This is a genomic window from Pseudomonas sp. JV449, from assembly GCF_032424295.1.
Taxonomy (GTDB): domain Bacteria; phylum Pseudomonadota; class Gammaproteobacteria; order Pseudomonadales; family Pseudomonadaceae; genus Aquipseudomonas; species Aquipseudomonas marginalis.
In genome coordinates this window covers 110,221-129,065 of record NZ_VYKD01000019.1, presented here as the reverse complement: position 1 = coordinate 129,065, position 18,845 = coordinate 110,221, and the positions used below count along the sequence as shown (strand labels likewise).

22 protein-coding genes are annotated in these 18,845 nt (G+C 59.5%); 18 read left to right on the top strand and 4 right to left on the bottom strand.

The window, feature by feature from the left end; translation table 11 throughout:
- Window positions 1–30 precede the first annotated feature (30 nt).
- The 11 genes from F6S08_RS18145 (at window position 31) to F6S08_RS18095 (ending at window position 9,588) form a co-directional block, all read left to right on the top strand.
- Complete coding sequence (locus tag F6S08_RS18145; protein WP_315872089.1) at window positions 31–705, top strand: hypothetical protein; 675 nt, start codon at window positions 31–33, stop codon at window positions 703–705.
- Window positions 706–807: 102 nt separating this feature from the next.
- The gene (locus tag F6S08_RS18140; RefSeq protein WP_315872088.1) at window positions 808–1,974 is read left to right on the top strand and encodes a phage tail sheath family protein; all 1,167 of its coding nucleotides are present in this window, start codon (window positions 808–810) and stop codon (window positions 1,972–1,974) included.
- Between the two features lie 12 nt (window positions 1,975–1,986).
- Window positions 1,987–2,490: a phage major tail tube protein gene (locus F6S08_RS18135; protein ID WP_315872087.1), complete on the top strand. Its 504-nt coding sequence runs from the start codon at window positions 1,987–1,989 to the stop codon at window positions 2,488–2,490.
- 11 nt (window positions 2,491–2,501) lie between these two features.
- Entirely contained in the window at window positions 2,502–2,813 is a 312-nt protein-coding gene (locus F6S08_RS18130; RefSeq protein ID WP_315872086.1) for a phage tail assembly protein, read from the top strand.
- A gap of 148 nt (window positions 2,814–2,961) precedes the next feature.
- On the top strand, window positions 2,962–5,451 hold the full coding sequence (locus F6S08_RS18125; protein ID WP_315872085.1) for a phage tail tape measure protein: 2,490 nt from the start codon (window positions 2,962–2,964) through the stop codon (window positions 5,449–5,451).
- A gap of 9 nt (window positions 5,452–5,460) precedes the next feature.
- Window positions 5,461–6,306, top strand: coding sequence for a phage tail protein (locus F6S08_RS18120; protein WP_315872084.1), 846 nt, complete (start codon window positions 5,461–5,463; stop codon window positions 6,304–6,306).
- Window positions 6,281–6,487: a tail protein X gene (locus F6S08_RS18115; protein WP_017848158.1), complete on the top strand. Its 207-nt coding sequence runs from the start codon at window positions 6,281–6,283 to the stop codon at window positions 6,485–6,487. Before F6S08_RS18120 ends, F6S08_RS18115 begins: the two co-directional genes overlap by 26 nt.
- Before the next feature lie 94 nt (window positions 6,488–6,581).
- Entirely contained in the window at window positions 6,582–7,631 is a 1,050-nt protein-coding gene (locus F6S08_RS18110; protein WP_315872083.1) for a phage late control D family protein, read from the top strand.
- 57 nt (window positions 7,632–7,688) lie between these two features.
- Window positions 7,689–8,222: a glycoside hydrolase family 19 protein gene (locus tag F6S08_RS18105; protein ID WP_315872082.1), complete on the top strand. Its 534-nt coding sequence runs from the start codon at window positions 7,689–7,691 to the stop codon at window positions 8,220–8,222.
- Window positions 8,219–8,725, top strand: a complete 507-nt coding sequence (locus F6S08_RS18100; RefSeq protein ID WP_315872081.1) for a lysis system i-spanin subunit Rz — start codon at window positions 8,219–8,221, stop codon at window positions 8,723–8,725. Before F6S08_RS18105 ends, F6S08_RS18100 begins: the two co-directional genes overlap by 4 nt.
- A 68-nt stretch (window positions 8,726–8,793) precedes the next feature.
- Window positions 8,794–9,588 carry a DNA adenine methylase gene (locus tag F6S08_RS18095; RefSeq protein WP_315872080.1) on the top strand — a complete coding sequence of 265 codons (795 nt, stop codon included), beginning with the start codon at window positions 8,794–8,796 and terminating at the stop codon, window positions 9,586–9,588.
- Between the two features lie 26 nt (window positions 9,589–9,614).
- Here the strand turns inward: F6S08_RS18095 and F6S08_RS18090 are convergent, their stop codons facing one another.
- On the bottom strand, window positions 9,615–9,824 hold the full coding sequence (locus F6S08_RS18090; protein ID WP_315872079.1) for a hypothetical protein: 210 nt from the start codon (window positions 9,822–9,824) through the stop codon (window positions 9,615–9,617).
- Window positions 9,825–10,387: 563 nt separating this feature from the next.
- Here F6S08_RS18090 and F6S08_RS18085 point away from each other — a divergent pair.
- From F6S08_RS18085 to F6S08_RS18060, 6 genes are all read left to right on the top strand, one after another.
- A complete protein-coding gene (locus tag F6S08_RS18085) occupies window positions 10,388–10,951 on the top strand; it encodes a hypothetical protein (RefSeq protein ID WP_315872078.1) in 564 nt (187 codons plus the stop codon).
- Between the two features lie 312 nt (window positions 10,952–11,263).
- Window positions 11,264–12,160 (top strand): hypothetical protein, encoded by an 897-nt coding sequence (locus F6S08_RS18080; protein ID WP_137212182.1) that lies wholly within the window; start codon window positions 11,264–11,266, stop codon window positions 12,158–12,160.
- A 30-nt stretch (window positions 12,161–12,190) separates the two neighbouring features.
- Window positions 12,191–12,475, top strand: coding sequence for a hypothetical protein (locus F6S08_RS18075; protein ID WP_027607310.1), 285 nt, complete (start codon window positions 12,191–12,193; stop codon window positions 12,473–12,475).
- 373 nt (window positions 12,476–12,848) lie between these two features.
- Complete coding sequence (locus F6S08_RS18070) at window positions 12,849–13,208, top strand: hypothetical protein (protein ID WP_315872077.1); 360 nt, start codon at window positions 12,849–12,851, stop codon at window positions 13,206–13,208.
- A gap of 500 nt (window positions 13,209–13,708) precedes the next feature.
- Window positions 13,709–14,458, top strand: coding sequence for a hypothetical protein (locus F6S08_RS18065; RefSeq protein WP_027607308.1), 750 nt, complete (start codon window positions 13,709–13,711; stop codon window positions 14,456–14,458).
- A gap of 124 nt (window positions 14,459–14,582) precedes the next feature.
- Window positions 14,583–14,852: a hypothetical protein gene (locus F6S08_RS18060; protein WP_065927112.1), complete on the top strand. Its 270-nt coding sequence runs from the start codon at window positions 14,583–14,585 to the stop codon at window positions 14,850–14,852.
- Between the two features lie 253 nt (window positions 14,853–15,105).
- Here F6S08_RS18060 and F6S08_RS18055 read toward each other — a convergent pair whose 3' ends face one another.
- The 3 genes from F6S08_RS18055 to F6S08_RS18045 all read right to left on the bottom strand — a co-directional run bounded on the left by F6S08_RS18055 (window position 15,106) and on the right by F6S08_RS18045 (window position 16,466).
- Window positions 15,106–15,612 (bottom strand): hypothetical protein, encoded by a 507-nt coding sequence (locus F6S08_RS18055; protein WP_174562737.1) that lies wholly within the window; start codon window positions 15,610–15,612, stop codon window positions 15,106–15,108.
- 64 nt (window positions 15,613–15,676) lie between these two features.
- Entirely contained in the window at window positions 15,677–16,303 is a 627-nt protein-coding gene (locus tag F6S08_RS18050) for a helix-turn-helix domain-containing protein (protein ID WP_065927114.1), read from the bottom strand.
- 4 nt (window positions 16,304–16,307) lie between these two features.
- Window positions 16,308–16,466 (bottom strand): hypothetical protein, encoded by a 159-nt coding sequence (locus tag F6S08_RS18045; protein WP_162844266.1) that lies wholly within the window; start codon window positions 16,464–16,466, stop codon window positions 16,308–16,310.
- A gap of 240 nt (window positions 16,467–16,706) precedes the next feature.
- On the opposite strand from F6S08_RS18045, the gene F6S08_RS18040 reads away from it, so the two are divergent.
- Window positions 16,707–18,824: a TonB-dependent receptor family protein gene (locus F6S08_RS18040; protein WP_315872076.1), complete on the top strand. Its 2,118-nt coding sequence runs from the start codon at window positions 16,707–16,709 to the stop codon at window positions 18,822–18,824.
- Window positions 18,825–18,845: the final 21 nt, after the last annotated feature.

Genomic DNA, 18,845 nt, shown 5'->3' with positions numbered 1-18,845 from the left:
TTTTCCGCTTTTCCCTCTGGGAGTACAACGATGAAAGACGCTTTCAATAGCGCGGCCTGGCTGTGCGCGTTCGTTTTGGCCGGGTTGCAATGGTTGGGCCTGGTGCTGTTGCGCTTGGTGCTGATTGTCCTGGGCGTGCCTGTGGTCTCGCTGGCGGTGTTGTTTCCGGTTGCCGGGGTGTCGCTGAGCGATGGCCGCCCAATCGTCAACCTGCGCCGCTGGGCCTGGCTCTTTGGCAATGACTTCGACGGACTCGACGGCGATAAGCGCAACTGGTGGGCAGACAACTGCGATGCCCTGGTGCTGTTCGGTCTGCTCCCGCTGTTGCGCCGCGCTGGTTTGCCGATCGGCTCACTTGCTGTCACCAGCTGGCTTGCCCGTTGGTGGTGGGCAGCCCTGCGCAACCCGGTGAACAACATGCGTCTGCTGCCGGTGTTCAGTTGCCCCGTGGGTGAATGCTTGATTGATCACCTCGGCGCCGCGTTGGTCGAGGACAAGCCCGGGCAGGCTGGCTGGCAGTTCGTAAGCGCTCGGCGCCCTGGTGGCCTGGCTCGCTGGTACGGCCTGTATTGCGTCTGGCAACTGAGCGCTGATCGGGCTTTTGTGCTGCGCCTGGGCTTCAAGATCAAGCCCGAGCATGCGATGGCCACCGGTGAGCCGGCCAAGGGGATGACGTTCAAGCTCAACCCCTGGAAGTCCATCTAACCCCCTGCCGGCGCCCTCGCTGGGCGCCAAGCGTTACGCGTAACACGAACAACCTACGGCCTCGCTCATGCGGGGCTTTTTCGTTTCTGGAGATTGAGCCCTATGAGTTTCTTTCACGGCGTCACTACCTCGCTGATCGACACCGGCGCGCGCACCATCTCGCTCCCGTCGTCCTCGATCATCGGCCTGTGCGACACCTTCACCCCGGGCGTGCTTGGCGGTGGCACTGCCAAAGCCGGCGAGCTGAAGCTGATCACGTCCGAGCGTGAAGCCATTGCCGCGTTCGGTGTTGATTCGGCGATCACCCGGGCTTGCCAGGCGATCTATGTACGGGCAAAGGCTGTAATCGTCGCCATTGGCGTCCCTAAGCTCGCTGACGCCGCGCTGCAAACGACCGCCATCATCGGTGGCGTTCTGGCTGATGGGCAGCGCACGGGCCTTCAGGCGCTGCTGGATGGCAAGAGCCGACACAACGCCCAGCCCAAGTTGCTGATTGCCCCGGGGCACTCGGCCACCCAGGCGGTGGCCACCGCCATGGATGCCTTGGCCGGCAAGCTGCGGGCGATTGCCATTGTCGACGGTCCGAACACCACCGATGAGGCTGCCATGGCCTACGCGCTGAACTTCGGCAGTAAGCGGATCTACCTGGTGGATCCGGGCGTGCAGTTCTGGAGCACCGTCGACAGCGTAACCGTAAATTCCCCTTCCTCCGCCTGGGTGGCGGGCCTGTTTGCCTGGACCGATGCCGAGTACGGCTACTGGGCGTCGCCGTCGAACAAAGAGTTTGTCGGCATCACCGGTACCACCCGGCCGGTGGAGTACTTGGACGGCGATGAGACGTGCCGGGCCAACCTGCTCAATAACGCGAACATCACCACGATCATCCGTGATGGCGGCTACCGCCTGTGGGGTAACCGTACCTGTTCGGCTGATGCCAAGTGGTCGTTTGTCACCCGTGTGCGCACCTGCGACATCCTCATGGATGCCATCCAGGCGGGCCACAAGTGGGCGGTAGACCGTTCGATCACGAAAACCTATGTGTCTGACGTGACGCAGGGCCTGCAAGCTTTCATGCGCGACCAGAAGAACGCCGGCGCGGTGATCAATTTCGAGGTTTACGCGGACACCGAGCGCAACACGCTTAGCCAAATTGAGCAGGGGAAAATCTTCTGGCGCATTCGCTTCACCGACGTGCCGCCTGCTGAAAACCCGAATTTCCTGATCGAGGTCACCAACGAGTGGCTGGCCGAAGTACTTGAAGCAGCCTAAGGGGGCCGAGCAATGATTCCTGAAATGTTGACCAACTGCGTCATGTTTGTTGATGGCGTGAGCTTTTCCGGTGACGTGCCGTCCATGACGCTGCCCAAGCTTTCGACCAAAACCGAGGAATACCGGGGCGGCGGTATGAGCGGTCCGGTTGACCTGCCCACCGGCTTGGAAAAGCTGGAAGCGGCATTCACCACCAACGGCGTGCGTAAAGAGGCGCTGAAGTTCTTTGGCCTGGCGGATCAGACCGCGTGCAACCTCGTTTTCCGTGGTTCGTTCAGGGGCCAGAAAGGCACCGTCAAAGCGGTAACCCTGACGCTGCGCGGTTCGCTCAAAGAGGTGGATATGGGCGACTGGAAGCCCGGCGACAAGGCCGAAATCAAGCACGCCGTGGCCGTCACCTACTACAAGCTCGAAATCGACGGTCGTGTGATGTACGAAATCGACTTTGCCAACATGGTGCAGGTGATCAACGGTGTTGATCAGTTGGCCGCTGAGCGTACGGCCCTGGGCCTTTAAGGATTGATGACATGACCAACGTATCTCTCGCTGCACCGCTCCCGGCCTGGCTGGTCCTGAGTGACGAAGGCGTTACCGTGACGCTCAAGCACAAGGCCAATCTCAATGGGGTTGTGACCGACAAGTTGATGATGCGCGCGCCCAGCGTAAAGGATGTTATGGCCGCCAAAATCGCCGGCAATGGCGACAATGAAAAGCAAGAGTTGAGCTTGTTTTGCAGTCTGCTCACGGCCACCGAGGCGGAACTTACGGCCCTCAAATTCAAGGACTACATGCGCCTTCAGGCGGGCTATTTTCGCCTGGTTGAAGAAGACGACGTGTAACGAGGGCACGCTTAAGGCGCTGGCCAAACGCTTGGCAAAAGAGACGGGTTTCTCGTCTGCCGAGATACTGGCCATGCCCTTTAACGTGATGGTGTGGTGGCTCACGGATTGAGCCGCTGTTGATCTTCCCGACGTATAGGGCGCGCACATGGCAAACAAACTTGCTCTCGGCCTGGTCATTGGCGGGGCTGTCAGCTCGACGGTGGGGGCGGCGTTCAAGGACGTCAGCAACAAAATCAAGAAGCTGGAGGAACAAGGTTCCCGGGCGCGGGTGCTGGAAAAGACCATTGGCGAAACCATGCGCCTGCGCGATGAATGGCGCAAAGCGCACATGGCCGGCGACAAAGGCGCGGATGCGCTACGGCGAAAGCTGGACAACAATCTGGACGGCCTGCGCAAGCAGGGCGTTGAAGTGCGCAACCTGACCAAGGCTTATGCGGCCATGGGGCAGGCGGCGACAAAGGCCGAGTTTAAAGCCAAGGGCCATATGCAGCTCGATGCTGGTAAGCAGCAGATGAAAAGCAGCATTGGCCAGGCGGCGGCCGCCACGGCAGCGATGGCCATTCCGACGAAGGTGAGCGCGGACTTTGGCGCGATTGTCCGTGACATTGCGATCAAGGCGAACATTGCCAATAAGCCCGAAGAGGCGCAGATGGCCAAGACCATTATTGGCACGTCGCGCGATACCGGCATGGCCCGGAATCAGGTGGCCGAGGTGGTCAACGCTTTGGTGGGTGCCGGCATGGAGCTGGATAAGGCCCTGTCGTACGCGCCGGTAGCGGCCAAGTTTGCCGTGGGCCAGGGTTCGGACGGCGGCGAAACGGCCCGCATGATCAACGCCCTGGGGCAGAACGCCAAAATCTCCGACCCGGCCGTGATGCAAAAGGCGCTGGAGGCCATCGCCTATCAGGGCCAGGCGGGCAGCTTTGAAGCGGCCGACATGGCGCGTTGGTTCCCCGAGCTGCTGGCGGGCATGGGCAAGATCGGTATCACCGGCATGGATGCGGTCACGCAACTGGGCTCAATGCTTCAGGTGCAAATGAAGACCGCTGGCGGTGCCGACGAAGCGGCCAACAACCTCAAGAACTGGATGGAGAAAATCGGTTCTGGCGATACGGTCAAGGCCTACAAGGACGCCGGGATCGATTACCAAGCGTCGATGAATACCGGCTTGCAGAACGGTAAATCGACCCTGGAATCAAGCTTTGAGCTGGCACAGAAGTACATTGCGGCAACGGATCCGAAGAAGGCCGCCGCGATGGCCGCCGCTACGGCGAAGATCAGTAAGGAGACTGACCCCGAGAAAGCCAAGGCCATGATTGCCTCCCTGGAGCAGGCTTTGCGTACCGGGGATCTGTTCGCGGACATGCAGGTTAAGGGCGCTTTGACGGCCTTCATGCAGAACAAAGAGCTGTACGCGCAGCTCAAGAAAGACTCGGCCAGTGCCACCGGGATCCTTGATAAGAACCTTGAGGAACGCCGGCAGGCGTCAGCGCAAAAATGGGCGGAAATGGCCCAGGGTATGGACGAGGCCATGCGCGCCATTGGCGATGCATTCCGGCCTGTCACTGACAAAGTGGCGGATGGTTTGGCCTATGTCACCCAGGGGCTGGCCAAGCTGTCGGACGAATCGCCCCGTGTTGTGACAGGGATCGGCGCCGCCGTGGCGGCCGTGATCGCGTTTCAGACCGCTATGAGCGGATTCAAGATCGCCAAGGGCCTGCTCAACCTTGGGCGCGGCTCGCTGATGGGTAACCCCAACATCCCGCAAAAAGTCATTGTCACCAACATGCCCGTGGGCGGATCTGGTGGCATGGGGATGGGTGACCTTGATGACACCGGTGTAAAGGACCGGAAAGGCAAGGGCAAGGGCGGCGGTCGTGGCGGCCGAGGCCCCGGGCGTGGCATTGGGGCGGGCATGAAGGGGCCGGCAGTATTGGCCGTGATAGAGGCCGGTTTTAAGGTCAAAGACACTTACGACAACGCTGAAACCCAGGACGAAAAAGCCGAAGGCTATGGCGCTGCGGCTGGCGGACTTGCTGGCACGCTTGCCGGAGCGGCGGCCGGTGCGGCCATTGGTTCGGCAGTGCCGGTAATCGGCACCATTGTGGGCGGCCTGATTGGGGGGTATCTGGGCAGTTTGGGCGGTGACGCCCTGGGCGGTGCCATCGGCAAGTCGATGTTTGGCTCTGACGAAAGCAAGAAGGTCATGCCCGTGGCCGGTCCATTGATGATGAAGGATGCCGGCAAGGACATTCCGCCGGTGCTTGGGGATATTGCCAAGTCGTTTGCCCCGTCGCGTACGGGGCCGCTGATGTTGGCCAATCCAGGCCAGGGCGCGTTGCCGGCAACGCCAAGCGCCCTTAATCCGGGCGATGTTGCGCGCGCCATGATGATGCCCCAGGCCGCCGCAGATGCGACGGCTGGACCGCTTGCGGCGGCCGTGGTTGCCAAGGTACAGCCGGCGAAGATCGAGCCCAAGGTGGACATTAGCGCGCCCTTCACCCTCACGGTACAAGGCGATGTGAAAGACCCGAATGAGCTTGCGGCCAGGTTGCAGCCGCTGCTCGAGCAGCATCGTCGGGAGATCGCCCAGCAGCTCGAAAACCGACAGCTCTACGACGCGCCGCATCTCTAAGGGGGGAATATGGAATCACTGGCACAGCTACAGTCCGGCCTGAAGTACCTGGCCTCGGCCGGTGAAGCGGGCCGGCGCAGTATCGACGGGGTGATTGGGCCGGTAAACGGTGCGATCAGCGAAATCACCGGCGCGGCCAACGAGCTGGAGGATCTGCCGTTCATTGGTCCGGCGGTGGGGGAGAAGCTTCAGCGGGTTATGCGTGGGATTGCCACTGCTCAAGCCAAGGTTGGCCGGGTGGTGGCCACCTACAACCGGGCTACACGCGCCCTGTCGCAGATTGACGAGCGCCTGGGCACCTTGAAAGAGCAGGCCGGCCGGGCGGCTACCGCGATCAACAAGATCGCTGGCAAGATTGACCCGTCGTTGGCCAACATCCTGCCAACCGGTGCGTTTGCTACGGACGGCACGCCGGCGAAAGAGGCGGTGAAGCCGTTCCCCCATCTGCTGATCATTCAGCCGCTGGACCCGAAAGCGCAGCCGTATTACTTCAACCTCGATACGGCGGCCTTTGATTCGCTGCGTCGCTCGACCGAGTACCGCTGGGCCTCCCAGGAGCGCCTGACGCGTCGGTCTGCCCAGCAGGCCGTGGGCATGGGTGACGAGAAGATCACACTCAAGGGCGATATTTTCCCGGGCTACCGTGGCGGTCTGGAACAGCTCAACACGTTGCGTTCGATAGGCTCCCAGCTCAAGCCGGTGACCCTGACCACGGGTTATGGCGTTGTGCTGGGCACCTGGTGCCTCAAGACCATTGACGAAGACCAGAGCGCGCTGATGCAGGGCGGTATCCCCCGCAAACAGGCGTTTACCTTGGAGTTTGTGCGCTATGGCGACGACATGCAGAACATCTGACGGGGATCTGCTCGATACCATTTGCCATAACTTCTATGGCCATCTGGTGGGCAGTGTTGAGGCCGTGCTGGCGGCCAATCAGGGCCTGGCGGACGAGGATCAGCCTTACCGTGCCGGTGTGGTGATTGTCTTGCCGGATCTGCCAGGCCCTGTGGATGAGCAAGTTGCGCTGTGGGATTGATTCAGTTCTATCGGCTGCGCCCTTGTTCCGTTACGCGTAACGCCTCCCTTTCCTACAGCCCGCCCTTTGCGGGTTTTTTATTGGCCAATGCCCTATGACTCCCCAATTTAGAATCGTCGCGAACGGTTCCGATATCACGTCGCTGATTAACGATCGACTTTTGCTGTTGCGCACCACGGACAAGCCCGGCATGGAGTCGGACGAATTTGAGCTGCGCATTGATGACCGCGACGGCCTGGTGACGCTACCCAAGCGCGGCGCCGGGATCGAGGTCTACCTTGGCTATGCGGAAACGTCCCTGGTGCGCCTGGGTCGTTATGTGGTCGATGAGATCGAGGTATCGGGTCCGCCGGACACCATCGTTATCCGGGGCAAGGCGAGCGACATGCGCGGCACTGGCAAGTCGATCCGCAGCGGCAGTTGGGAAGACGTGCCACTGTCGAAAATCGTTTCCGACATCGCGGCGCGCAATGGCTGGACGCCGGCCTGCACCATCGCCACGAAAGTCGCTCGGGCTGACCAGCTCCACGAATCTGACTTCAGCTTTGTCACGCGCCTGGCCAAGCAATACGACTGCACCGCCAAGGTGGGCGACGGCAAGTTGATGGTGATGCAGCGCCAAGCTGGGCTAAGTGCCAGCGGCAAGGTGATTGGCGCGATCACCATCACGCGCAGCGACGTAAGCCGCTGGCAGTTTCGCCTGGGCGACCGTAACGCGCACAAGACCGTGGCGGCCAAGCACCAGGACAAGAAGACGGGCAAGTTATCGGTTGTATCCCTGGACAACGACGACGTGCCGGATGGCCTGCCGGCAGTGCACACCGACCGCCATATTCACCCGAACAAGACCGCCGCCGAGTCAGCGGCTAAGGCGCGATTGGCTGCGTTCAACCGCTCGACGGCGGGCGTGCGCCTGGAAATGGTCGGGCGCACGGATCTTTTCGCGGAGCGCTCAATCAACGCCCAGGGCTTCAAGGTGGGACTCGATGGCGAGTATTTGGTGGATTCGGTGGAGCAGACATTCACCCAAGCCGGCTGGTCCACCACCGTCGAGTGCAACGGCGGCAAAAAGGGCAAGGCCAAAGCCAAGGGCAAGAAAACGAAGAAAGCCACGAAGCCCGTCAAGGTTGTCAGCCTGGCGTAGCGACGCAGTGCACCATCCATACCCGCCGCGTGCGGGCTATTCACGTTAGGAGCTTGTATGCCAATTACTCAGCAGCAGTTGCTGCAGATCCTTCCGAACGCCGGCCGCCAAGCCGGCGTTTTTGTTTCTGTGCTAAACACGGCTATGAACCGTTACGGCATTGTCGGCTCGCTCCGGGCTGCCGCGTTCATCGCCCAGGTCGGGCACGAGTCGGGCCAGTTGCGGTTGGTGCGAGAGATTTGGGGGCCGACGGCGCAGCAGGTCGGCTATGAAGGGCGCGCAGATCTGGGCAACACCGTGAAGGGTGATGGCTCCAAGTATCGCGGACGGGGCCTGATCCAGATCACCGGACGAGCCAATTACTCCGCGTGCGGGGAAGCCCTTGGCTTGGACCTGCTCAGTAAGCCAGAAATTCTCGAGCTGCCGCAGCACGCCGCGATGTCGGCGGCGTGGTTCTGGTCTACCCGTGGGTTGAACACGCTGGCGGATCAGGGGGAATTCATGAAGATCACCCGTCGTATCAATGGTGGAGTCAACGGCCTGGCCGACCGCCAGGCGCTGTACGACAAGGCGCTGAAGGTGCTGGCATGACGCCCGGGCAGATTCTGGGCGCGATCCTGCTGGCGATGGTCATCAGCGCCGCCGGCGCCTGGCAGGTGCAAGACTGGCGCTACGGCGGAAGGTTGGCGGATCAGGCCGACCAATTCAAGACGGATCTCGGCCTGGTCAGTGCTGCAGCAGCCAAACAGGCTCGCGACGAGACCGACAAGCGCCTGGCCCTAGAGCAGCAGCTCGCCGGGCAGGACCAAAAACACACCAGGGAATTATCCGATGCCCAACGCAACCAGGCTGTTTTGCGCGATCGCCTTGCCACTTCTGATGTCCGGCTGTCAGTCCTTCTCGACGCCGCCGATTCAGCCGGTGGCTGCAATGTGCCTGCCACCACCAGCACCGTCGGCGTGGTTCATGCAGCCCGTCGAGCCCAACTTGACCCAGCGCATGCTCAACGAATTATCGCCATCACCGACGCCGGTGACCAAGGATTGATTGCGCTGCGAGCGTGTCAGGCTTATGTGAGAGCTATTGCCCGCTGACCTACATTTGAGGTCGCAAAAATTAGCATGTCACCCAATGAACACTTACCTTGCAAAGGATTGCAAAGATGACAAACCCAATTGTTCCATGGATGGGCGGCAAGCGCCGCCTGGCTGATCGCTTGATTCCGCTCTTTCCGCCGCATGAATGTTACGTCGAAGTATTTGCCGGCGGTGCCGCGCTTTACTTCCTGCGGCCTCAGGCCGCGCCGGTCGAGGTACTCAACGATATCAACGGCGACTTGGTGACGCTGTATCGCGTGGTGCAGAACCACCTGGAAGAATTCGTACGCCAGTTCAAATGGGCGCTCAGCTCCCGCCAGGTGTTTGAGTGGCAGAAGATGACACGGCCGGAAACGCTCACCGATATCCAGCGCGCCGCCCGGTTTTTCTACCTGCAGCATCATGCCTTCGCCGGCAAGGTGACGGGGCAGACGTTTGGTACTGCGACCACCGGTCCGGCCATCAACCTGCTGCGGATTGAGGAGAACCTGTCTGCGGCATGGCAACGTCTGTCTGGTACCTACGTTGAGAATCTGGGCTGGCTTGAGTGCGCTGAGCGCTACGACCGAGCGCATACGTTCCACTATATGGACCCGCCTTACTGGCAGACTGCCGGATATGGGGTGGACTTCCCGTTTGAGAACTATGAGCGGATGGCTGACTTTATGCGTCGTTGCAAAGGCAAGGTGATGGTGAGCATCAATGACCATCCAGATATTCGGCGCGTTTTCGAAGGGTTCCACTTTGAAACCCTGGATATCCGGTACAGCACAACCAATCAGCGGCAAGGAAAGGCCGACCTCAGCGGGGAGCTTGTGATTATGAATTGGGTGCCTTCAGATTTAGGCGGCTTGTTCTAGGCGGCTGGCTGTGGTTTACCCAACGATCAGTCGGGCGCCATGAGGACGGCCAAGGTCAGCTTGATGAACTCTTCATTCTCATCAATGGTGTGCAGCGCACCGCGGATGTTCTCGGCTACATCTGCGGAGCCGCGCTGCTCCACCCAGTTCGACAGCTCCATGATGGAGGCTTCAAGTGCCAACTGGTTTTCGTAGAGTTTGGATAGCAGGGAGGGGAGTAGGTCTGAGTTGGACATCGGCGTTCCTCTGATGGAGTGGACAGCTTAGCAGTTGGTGTTCTTTGGGTAGTTTGTGTTCGGTCGGCAGGACGCCGGGGAGGGAACAAATCATTTCCGCAACGTGATGCACACCCCTTGATCTGCGGGGCCTGCAGGGCACGAGAAAATATTCAAGTGCGGAAATGATGAATGCCTAAGATATTGATTTGTATAGTTAACTCGGCAGTCTTGAAAACCGGCGAACGTTAATAGCGTTCCCAGGGTTCGAATCCCTGGTTTCCCGCCAAGATTCAAACGAAAGCCCCGCTATGCGGGGCTTTTGCGTTTCTGGGGTTTGGCGATCTTCTGATTACTGTGCCCTGTAGCAGACTCGCGCAGCCAATACTGATGATTGCCGATGCAGCCCGGGACCTGAATCAAGCAACTGAAGCCACTTCCACTGGCTCATTTAATTCGTGGTTTTTTCAGCCAGCTTTTGCTCGTCATCTTTTTATTTTTTTACTACTATCGTTCATCTGCGCACTCAAGGAAGAGAGGCTGAGCGCCTTGAGGCTGGTAGAAAAATTACACTCGATCATTGAATGAGTTATTACTTTTACCCAGAACCTAACGACTCAGCCATCCGTAATTACCTCTTGGTGGAACCGATGGATAAAATGTGTGGCATCGTTGTAGTGGTAGGGCTTGCCCTCTCTGGATGCGCTACGAAAACTCCCGAAAAACCTGATGTGACTCCACCTCCTGCCGTCGTCCGGGAAGCACCGCCTGAGGTCGCACCTTCGACTCCAGAAAAGTGGACTGTGCGATACGAGGCTGCACCTGCGAACGCCAGTGCTGACGCCCCAAAAGCAGCTTCTTTGGAGTCTGCTCAGTCAGAAGCAGAAACAAACTTGAACCAAAATCGCGCTGAGCAATGCCGTAAAGAACTGGATGTTTTAAAGGTCTACAACAAAGCGTCTTACGATAAATACGAGGCGCAATACCAGGCCATTGCTGCCAAGACTGCCAAATACATGGAAATTAAAGACTCATTGGGTCCCGATTTAAACTACATGGTTATGCCCGCTTATCAATTTCAAATTCGTGAGTTCTGCTTCCGAGTTAAGACCCGTCTGTCGGAGCTTGTGCTTCGCCAAGCCCGATAATGATTCCGCGTCCGGGGACGTCTTTTGCCAGTTGGTGAAACAAGCGCTGCATTGTCCGAAAGATGACGAGGGTCCCAGGCGTGGTTTCCCGCCAGGACTTAAACGAAAGCCCCGCCTTAGCGGGGCTTTCGTGTTTCCGGCCCCAATGTCGCGAAGGTTGTGAACCCGTTGGCATTAACCCATATGCACAGGGAACGATGTTAATGAGCCATGTTCCAACCTGCCGTGCCAAGCCCGCCCAATGACGGCAGGGTTCAATCGGCCCCGCATAAACAGCGGTGCGCGCAACCCCATTACAAGGACGCAAGCGTTATGCAGTCATCCCCCTCCCAAGCGCCTTCCGCCACCGGCGAACTGATCGCCAGTTTCCGTCACGGCAAGGGTTTTCTGATTTTCAGTTTGATATTTGGCGTTGTGTTGTTAGGTCTCGCCGGGTTTGTGTTGTATCTGGGCACGATCCTGCCACCGGGCAATGAAGGGCCGGTCAGCCTCCAGACGTCCCGTGGCATGGCCTTCAGCTTCAGCAGCCCCCATACCTTGATTTACGCCACCAGCGCTTTGCTGGCGGTTCTCGGGCTGGGTGTATTTGCCGCTTACGCCTGGCACAGGAAACTGCGTGCGCCGCTTTACGACGTGTATGAGCATGGTATCGAGCGCATCATCAACGATCAGCGCGAATACACCGCCTTTGCCGAGATCGATGACTTGTATCTGTTTGGCTCCGGGCAAACCGTGCTGACCGGCATGATCACCAACGTGGCTTACCGTCGTAATGCCACGGAGCCGTTTCATCGAGTGATCGAGAGCCTCAAGGGCTTTCACGATTTCCAGCAGTTGGTCCGTGAGCTGCACGTACGTGCACGTCTGCCGGGGGTGCGGGCGACGCTGGAGTCGGGTGGGGCGGTCAGGTTCAATTGCATCAGCTCCGGGCAGGTCTGGGGCAAGCGTGTCAGCGGCAACTTCCTCAAAATCACCACGACGCCGATTGTGGTGAGCCAGGATTTTCTCGAATACCAGGGGCGCAAGGTGCCGATGTCGTCGCTGCGTACCGTCGACCTCAACGCCTGGACCGAAAAGGTGGTGATCAAGGACGAGAGCGGCAAACCCGTGTTGTCGACCATCGCCACCGGCATTCTGAGCCACGACCTGTTCCTCAACACACTCGATGCCGTGTTTGCGGCTGAAGAGCAAGCACGCGAACCGGCTTGAGCCAATCGTGTCATTCATGAGGATTAAACGATGATCTATCGCGGCGCAGGCTGGCTGACACTGTTCACGCCGGTGGCCATGGTGTTGCTGCTGATGGGGGTGTGGCCCGACCCCAGCGTCAAACCCGGCAATACCTCACTGATGCAACTGTTGATGGGTGTGGGGATTGGCTCGGCCATCAATACCGTGCTGGGCTTTGTCCTGAATCGGCAGGTGCATGAAGATGGCGTGCGCCATCACTTCTTTTTCATGCCCATGCAGTGGCCGGCGCTGGCGATCATGATTGTCTGCGCGGTGATTGCCCTGCTCAAGTAAGGCCGCCCGTAGGCGGGCGTCCAACTAACGGTTTGAGGGGAACGCAAAGGTTCCTGGCTTTTCGCCCATTATTGAACGCTGCAACCCCTGGAGCCTGTTGGATGAACCGTCAAGACCCACCTCACCTCGTCGCCACGCTTCCCGGAGCGCCAAGCACTGGAAGCCCGGTCGCGCACCCACCCACCTGGTATTACGGCCCGGATCTACCGAGCGTTGGCGGCAGTGGTCGGGGGATCCTGGGGTTCTACATTGCGCTACTGATGCTGTTGCCGGGCTATGGGCTGGTGATGTTGCTCCTGGCCGGGCTCGGAGCGCTTCAGGGCACGCCGCCCAGCGCTGAATCGAGTTTACGACGTCGGCGCTCATCCTGTTCATGCTCGGTACCGCAGTGCTCATCGGTGCGATGTTTGCCTGGATGGCCTCTACGCCTCATGTGGAGGCCTTCACGTTCGATGAAAACCAGCAACTGCTTAGCCTCACGGTTATCCGTCGTGGCCGCAGGCCCTACGAAGTGCGGGTGCCATTCAGCAACATCATTTACGTCTGCCCCTACGTCCTCGCCCGGTTTGATCGCTATGGGCATTTCCACCTCGTGGGTCAGGTACCCAAGGACAAGGTTTTCGAATATCGGTTGGGTGAGGGTATCTCTCTGGACGAAATGGCGTTTCACGCTGAATGGTTGCGGGGAATGATAGGGGCGCGGATGCACGAGCTGGTGAATCTGGATAAATGAAACATTCGCGTTAATACCAGACGCGTAGTGTCGGGCCGTCTGCGCTTGAAACCCGCGCGAACGCTACTGCGGCAGCAATGGCATTTAAGTTGATGGGCCCAAATACAGGGCGAAAACTGCCCCAGCCACACGCGCAGCTGATCTTAAAGGCAGTGACCCATGGCTCAGCAGAAAAGCTGAGCCACCGAAAGCAGGCATATCACCTGGACAAAAATCTGAGCTCGAATGGGATGTTTCATCTGTGCGACCCTCCTGTACAGCTGCGGGGGGAAGTGCCATACGCGATGTAGATCCTCCCTGGATCGCCCACAACACTCGTAACTGTTCCATGGAGTATAGGCCCTGAAACGAATCTTTCACGATTGGGCCGATTCAGTCCCCGGCGGGCTCTGCTTACAACTATATGCCCAGCCCATTGCACTTTTTTTCATTTATCCAATCTATCTTTGTCCCAGCCCTGCCGATTTCCCGCGTGGGCAAAAGAACCAGATCGGGTGCCGATGGATCGCACGTTACTTTTATTCAAGACTCGACGAGTGCCTCGGCCCCTGTGGCTGGCCGTGGTGTTGATACTCTGCGCCAGTGGCTGCACCCAGCAGCAGGGGCGGGATATCGCCAAGCAGTTCAGCGATGGCAAACCCGATGAATTCTTCCAGACCAGTGTCGATCGCATGGCGACCCTGGGCATGCGCGACAACTTGCAAAGCCTGTATTTGCTCATGAACAAGCTCTACCTGCGTAACCCCAACCAGTGGCGCCAGTCGGGTTATCCGGATGCGGTGAGCGCTGCGCGGGAGATCCGCCTGGCCATTGAGCAGCGCCGCTCATTACCCGCCCTCGGGGAGCGTCGCGACCTGGCGGCGCTGAGCTACTCCTTGAGCCCTGAGTTTCAGGGCGATCGGGTCGGGGCGTTTATCTATGCCATCGGCAGTATGATCGTGACCGCCCACGGTGGGCGTACCGAGTTCTACATTACCGACTCGATCAACCCGCAGTTCGTCAGCAATGCCGCGCGCAACATCGAGAAGGCCACCTGGTTGCTCAGCAAGCGCCAGGATGCAAATGGCGTCCTGCTCCTGTTTTCCAACGAGATTTCGGAGGAGGGCAGCAACCTGAGTTTCGCCGTCGAGTTCGGCAAGATTGTTGCGCGTCTGGACCTGTTGACCCAGATGCTCGACGAACGCTACCGCCGTATTGGCCTTAACTATGCACAAAGCCTGTTGTTGATGAATTTCCTGCCCGTGCAGTAATTGGGTTGTTCGGTATGCTGTTTCTGCTTTGGATGTAGGAAGCGGCCTATCTTGCATTCCGATGCTTGAAACACCTCCCTGTGCGCAATAGCCTCGGATTTTTCTGAAAAAACGAGGCCCTACCTTGGGTAAGCGAAAAACGGCTTGGCCGACGGACCGCGAAATACGCCTGCGCTTTATCCTCTTTGCTGTGATCGACGCCGCGAGCGTTCACGGCGTCCCCTCTGAGCTGTTGCTGCCCGCGCATAAATTGCTGCGAGACTCGCCGACAGAGGCGCAGTTGCTCGCTGCTCTGGGGGAAATTCTGGCCACTGATGAAATGCATGGGTTCAGGCTACCACCAGGGTCGGAGGCCGATGAATTGATGCAGTCGCTGGAAAAGCCCGACGGCTAGGCTCATCCGTTAGACCGTTTATTTCCTTAAGATTGGACGAGATTCCTCAATCGAATATCCATGACGTCCATATCCGCCAGGTAACGGATATAAGTAACGCAATAGCGTCCTAATCACTGTTATCACGCCAAATACAGCTGTCTTGTTCGACTAAGCGTGCCTGGGAACACCCATTCCTGCTGCTCTGCCGGCGTCTTGCGCAGCCCTCCGGTCTCTCTAGAATCGGCGCCAGAACCTAGCCATTTCCTGTCGATTACGGAGTTTCGAACATGATGAATGCAATGCAGATGCCGATGAACACCTCCATGCCAATGATGCCGATGATGGGCATGCCGATGATGATGGCAACCATGAAATGCGAAATGGCCGCTGACGCCATGATGTGCACCATGAAGCCGGCAGCCGGCATGGACATGGCCCAGTTCAAGACCAATGCCGAAATGATGGCGATGATGATGAACTGCGGCATGCCGATGATGATGCAGTGCGCCAACCTGTCGATGATGTGCATGTCGGCCGACGCCATGGCCATGATGACCGGCATGAACATGATGCCGATGATGGGCATGCCGATGCCGATGATGAAGTGCGTCATGGAATGCACCATGATGGCTGACGGCATGATGTGCAAAATGATGCCGATGCCGGGCATGAGCATGGACATGATGAACAACTGCTGCATGCTCATGAACAAAATGATGAATGACTGCGCCATGCCCATGATGATGAGCTGCAACGGCATGCCGATGATGTGCTGCACCTGCTGACAGGTCCCGCGCGATGAAAAAACGCCCCGATAAGTCGGGGCGTTTTTTTTGCCGTGATTAATCCAGCCGTTCGGGGTAGGTGATCACCAGGAACGCCACGGCTTCGCTGTCCGCCGGGTTGCGGTAGCGGTGGGGCTGGTCGGCGTAGAACAGGATTGAATCGCCGGTGGACAGCAGGTAGCGCTCGTCATTGACGCTGACTTCCAGTACGCCTTGGGCCACCACCAGGTTTTCCTGGATGCCCGGGCCGTGGCCTTGGGAGACTTCCTCGCCGAGTGCCCGCAGGCGAATCTCGTAGAACTCGGACTGGCGTGCCGTATCGTAGGGAAACAATGCGCGGCTGATAAACGCGCCATCGGCACTCACCAGGCGCTTGCTCTGCTGCGCCGGCAACACTTCCACCCCTTCGAACGCGCGGTCTTCCAGGAACGCCGCCACCGACACCTTCAAGCCCTTGGCAATTTTGCACAACACCTTGATCGACGGCACGCTGCGCCCGGATTCGATCTGCGCCAGCATTGCCCGGCTCACGCTGCAGGCGCGTGCCAGGGCGTCCAGTGACAAGTGCCGTTTGCTGCGCAGGCGTTGCAGGTTATGCGCAACGCACAGGCTGATCACATCGTCATCGGTGTTGGGCTTGGGCAGCGGTTCGGGCGGTTCGGGAATCACATGCAGGAAATTCATTGGCCTACGCCCGGCGTGTATCGCTGGGCGTTGCGGCGTGGGTGGTAAACACCGCCAACCCTGCGCGCGCTGCGTACATCGCCCACATCAACTCGGCCGCAGCACGTGCCTGGCGGCGTTTGCGGTGGAGGGTAAAGTCGATGACGGTGGCGGATGCAGGCATGGGAGGCGATCTCGTAGGTGACTCGATGGCTCCACAGTAATGCGTACTGGTTATTTCTTTAAATACTGAGTTTGCATGTATTAATTCGATTTTGGACTTAAAAAATAAATCCGGTCCGACGCTGTTGTGGGAAGCGTCTGGTCCGTTATTAAGGCGTGACTTGGCGGGCATCGTTGTCTTCCCATCACTGTTCGCGTGACGGCCCAGCCTTTCACGCCCCCGAATTCCAAGGATCCGCCCATGCTGCTGCGCCCACCTCCGTTCCTGTTCGCCGCCCTGACCTTTAGCTCCCTGGTGCACGCCGAAGACCTGCAATTGGCGCCGGTCGAAGTTACCACGCCCGAGGCCGGCGCCGGCGAAGTCGCCCAGGCGCAGCTCAAGAGCGTGCCCGGTGCTACCAATTACATCGACATGAGCAGCGTGCAGCAGGGGCGGGTGAGCACCAATGAAGACGTGTTCAAGTACCAGCCTGGGGTGTATGCCAAGGCGGCAAACAATGAAGGGGTGAAGCTGTCCATTCGTGGTTCGGGCCTGAACCGCAGCCCGGGCGCCCATGCTTCAGGGCTGTACGAAATGTTCGATGGCTTGCCGCTGACCGGCCCCGGCGGCACCCCTTATGAACTCAAGGACCCGCTGTGGCAAAGCCGCGTCGAGGTGCTGCGTGGCGCCAACGGTTTTGATCAAGGCGCGTTGGCCCTGGGCGGCGCGGTCAACTACGTGACCCATACCGGCTACGATGCGCCCAAGCTGCAAGTGCGCTACGAAGCCGGCAGCCGTGGCTATGCCCAGCGCGAGATCAGTTCGGGCCAGGTGCTGGGGGATGCCGACTACTACATCAGCCTCACCGACTCGGAATCCGACGGCTACCAGCGCCAGAGCGCCGCCACCGGCAAGGGCATGGCCGCCAACTTCGGCTACCGCTTCAACCCGGACCTGGAAACCCGCTTTTATTTCCGCTACCGCGAAACCACCAACGACACCCCCGGCAAACTCACCCGCGCCCAGATCAGCCACGACCCGCGTGCCGCCAACAGTCTCAACGTTGCCCGCGATTCCAAGCGCCTGCAACCGGGTTCCACCTGGATCGCCAACAAGACCACCTTGCAGTTGGACGACAATTCGCGCCTGGAAGTCGGGCTGGCCTATCACGATTACCCGATGGACCTGCGCGAAGGCACCAACCGTCTCAAGGTGGCCTACACCGATATCAGCAGCACCCTGAATTACATCCGCCAGGACACGCTGTTCGGCCACGACAGCAAAACCACCCTCGGCCTGCGCACCACCCAGGCGATGCCCAACAACGGCACGTCGGAATACGTGCGCACGCCGGCCGGCAACACCGCAACCTACGCCCCCGGCACCAAGACCCGCGACTACAGCTACCTGGGCTCCGACACCGTGCTGCATATCGGCAACGACCTGGAGCTGGTCCAGGACCTGTGGCTGACCACCGGCCTGGCCGCGATCTACACCCGCCGTGAGACCCAGGTCACCTATCCCGAAGGCCAGGCGCCGCTCAGCCAGCATGACTGGGACTACGCGCCGCGCATCGGCCTACGCTATGACTTCACCCCGCAGCTGCAGGTGTACGGCAACCTGAGCCGCTCGGTCGAGCCGCCGCATGCGTGGTCGATGATCTGGGGTTCCAACAAATACTTTCCAGCGGGCAGCGGCCCGGCCACTGGATTACAGCGCGAAGGCGTCAGCCTGAAAAACCAGACCGCCACCACCTTGGAAATCGGTGGCCGTGGCGAAGCATGGCTCGGCCAGTGGGACCTGGCGCTGTACCGCTCCGAAGTGCGCCACGAACTGCTCACCGTGGAAACCCGGGCCCAGACCTCGACCAGCAATGCCATCGTCGCCGAATCCAATGCCAGCCCCACCGTGCATCAGGGCGTGGAGCTGGGCCTGCTCAGCCCGCTGTGGGACGGCGGCCGCAGCGGTAAGCTCGACCTGCGCCAGGCCTATACCTTCAGCGACTTCCACTACCGCGACGACGACCGTTTCGGCGGCAACCGCTTGCCGGGCATCCCCCAGCACTACTATCAGGCGCAACTGCGCTACGGCCACCCGACGGGCTTCTACACCAGCCTCAATACCGAGCATTCCTCGCGGGTGGCGGTGGATTACGCCAATTCCTATTACGCCGCGTCCTACACCCTTCTGGGCGCGACCCTCGGCTACGACGCACCCAAGCAGGACTGGCAAGCCTGGGTCGACCTGCGCAACCTCACCAACCGCCGCTACGCCAACACCGTCACGCCGGGCTACGACGACAAGGGCCTGGATGTCGCACGCTCAACCCCGGCCGATGGCCGCGGGATCTACACCGGTGTCTCATGGAGCTGGCGCTAAGAGGACACACAGTTACCTGCT

Excerpts from the sequence above, each read along its gene's own strand:
- F6S08_RS18145 (WP_315872089.1), top strand. The coding sequence starts at position 31 with ATGAAAGACGCTTTCAATAGCGCGGCCTGGCTGTGCGCGTTCGTTTTG.
- F6S08_RS18140 (WP_315872088.1), top strand. The coding sequence starts at position 808 with ATGAGTTTCTTTCACGGCGTCACTACCTCGCTGATCGACACCGGCGCG.
- F6S08_RS18135 (WP_315872087.1), top strand. The coding sequence starts at position 1,987 with ATGATTCCTGAAATGTTGACCAACTGCGTCATGTTTGTTGATGGCGTG.
- F6S08_RS18130 (WP_315872086.1), top strand. The coding sequence starts at position 2,502 with ATGACCAACGTATCTCTCGCTGCACCGCTCCCGGCCTGGCTGGTCCTG.
- F6S08_RS18125 (WP_315872085.1), top strand. The coding sequence starts at position 2,962 with ATGGCAAACAAACTTGCTCTCGGCCTGGTCATTGGCGGGGCTGTCAGC.
- F6S08_RS18120 (WP_315872084.1), top strand. The coding sequence starts at position 5,461 with ATGGAATCACTGGCACAGCTACAGTCCGGCCTGAAGTACCTGGCCTCG.
- F6S08_RS18115 (WP_017848158.1), top strand. The coding sequence starts at position 6,281 with ATGGCGACGACATGCAGAACATCTGACGGGGATCTGCTCGATACCATT.
- F6S08_RS18110 (WP_315872083.1), top strand. The coding sequence starts at position 6,582 with ATGACTCCCCAATTTAGAATCGTCGCGAACGGTTCCGATATCACGTCG.
- F6S08_RS18105 (WP_315872082.1), top strand. The coding sequence starts at position 7,689 with ATGCCAATTACTCAGCAGCAGTTGCTGCAGATCCTTCCGAACGCCGGC.
- F6S08_RS18100 (WP_315872081.1), top strand. The coding sequence starts at position 8,219 with ATGACGCCCGGGCAGATTCTGGGCGCGATCCTGCTGGCGATGGTCATC.
- F6S08_RS18095 (WP_315872080.1), top strand. The coding sequence starts at position 8,794 with ATGACAAACCCAATTGTTCCATGGATGGGCGGCAAGCGCCGCCTGGCT.
- F6S08_RS18090 (WP_315872079.1), bottom strand. The coding sequence starts at position 9,824 with ATGTCCAACTCAGACCTACTCCCCTCCCTGCTATCCAAACTCTACGAA.
- F6S08_RS18085 (WP_315872078.1), top strand. The coding sequence starts at position 10,388 with ATGAGTTATTACTTTTACCCAGAACCTAACGACTCAGCCATCCGTAAT.
- F6S08_RS18080 (WP_137212182.1), top strand. The coding sequence starts at position 11,264 with ATGCAGTCATCCCCCTCCCAAGCGCCTTCCGCCACCGGCGAACTGATC.
- F6S08_RS18075 (WP_027607310.1), top strand. The coding sequence starts at position 12,191 with ATGATCTATCGCGGCGCAGGCTGGCTGACACTGTTCACGCCGGTGGCC.
- F6S08_RS18070 (WP_315872077.1), top strand. The coding sequence starts at position 12,849 with ATGCTCGGTACCGCAGTGCTCATCGGTGCGATGTTTGCCTGGATGGCC.
- F6S08_RS18065 (WP_027607308.1), top strand. The coding sequence starts at position 13,709 with ATGGATCGCACGTTACTTTTATTCAAGACTCGACGAGTGCCTCGGCCC.
- F6S08_RS18050 (WP_065927114.1), bottom strand. The coding sequence starts at position 16,303 with ATGAATTTCCTGCATGTGATTCCCGAACCGCCCGAACCGCTGCCCAAG.
- F6S08_RS18045 (WP_162844266.1), bottom strand. The coding sequence starts at position 16,466 with ATGCCTGCATCCGCCACCGTCATCGACTTTACCCTCCACCGCAAACGC.
- F6S08_RS18040 (WP_315872076.1), top strand. The coding sequence starts at position 16,707 with ATGCTGCTGCGCCCACCTCCGTTCCTGTTCGCCGCCCTGACCTTTAGC.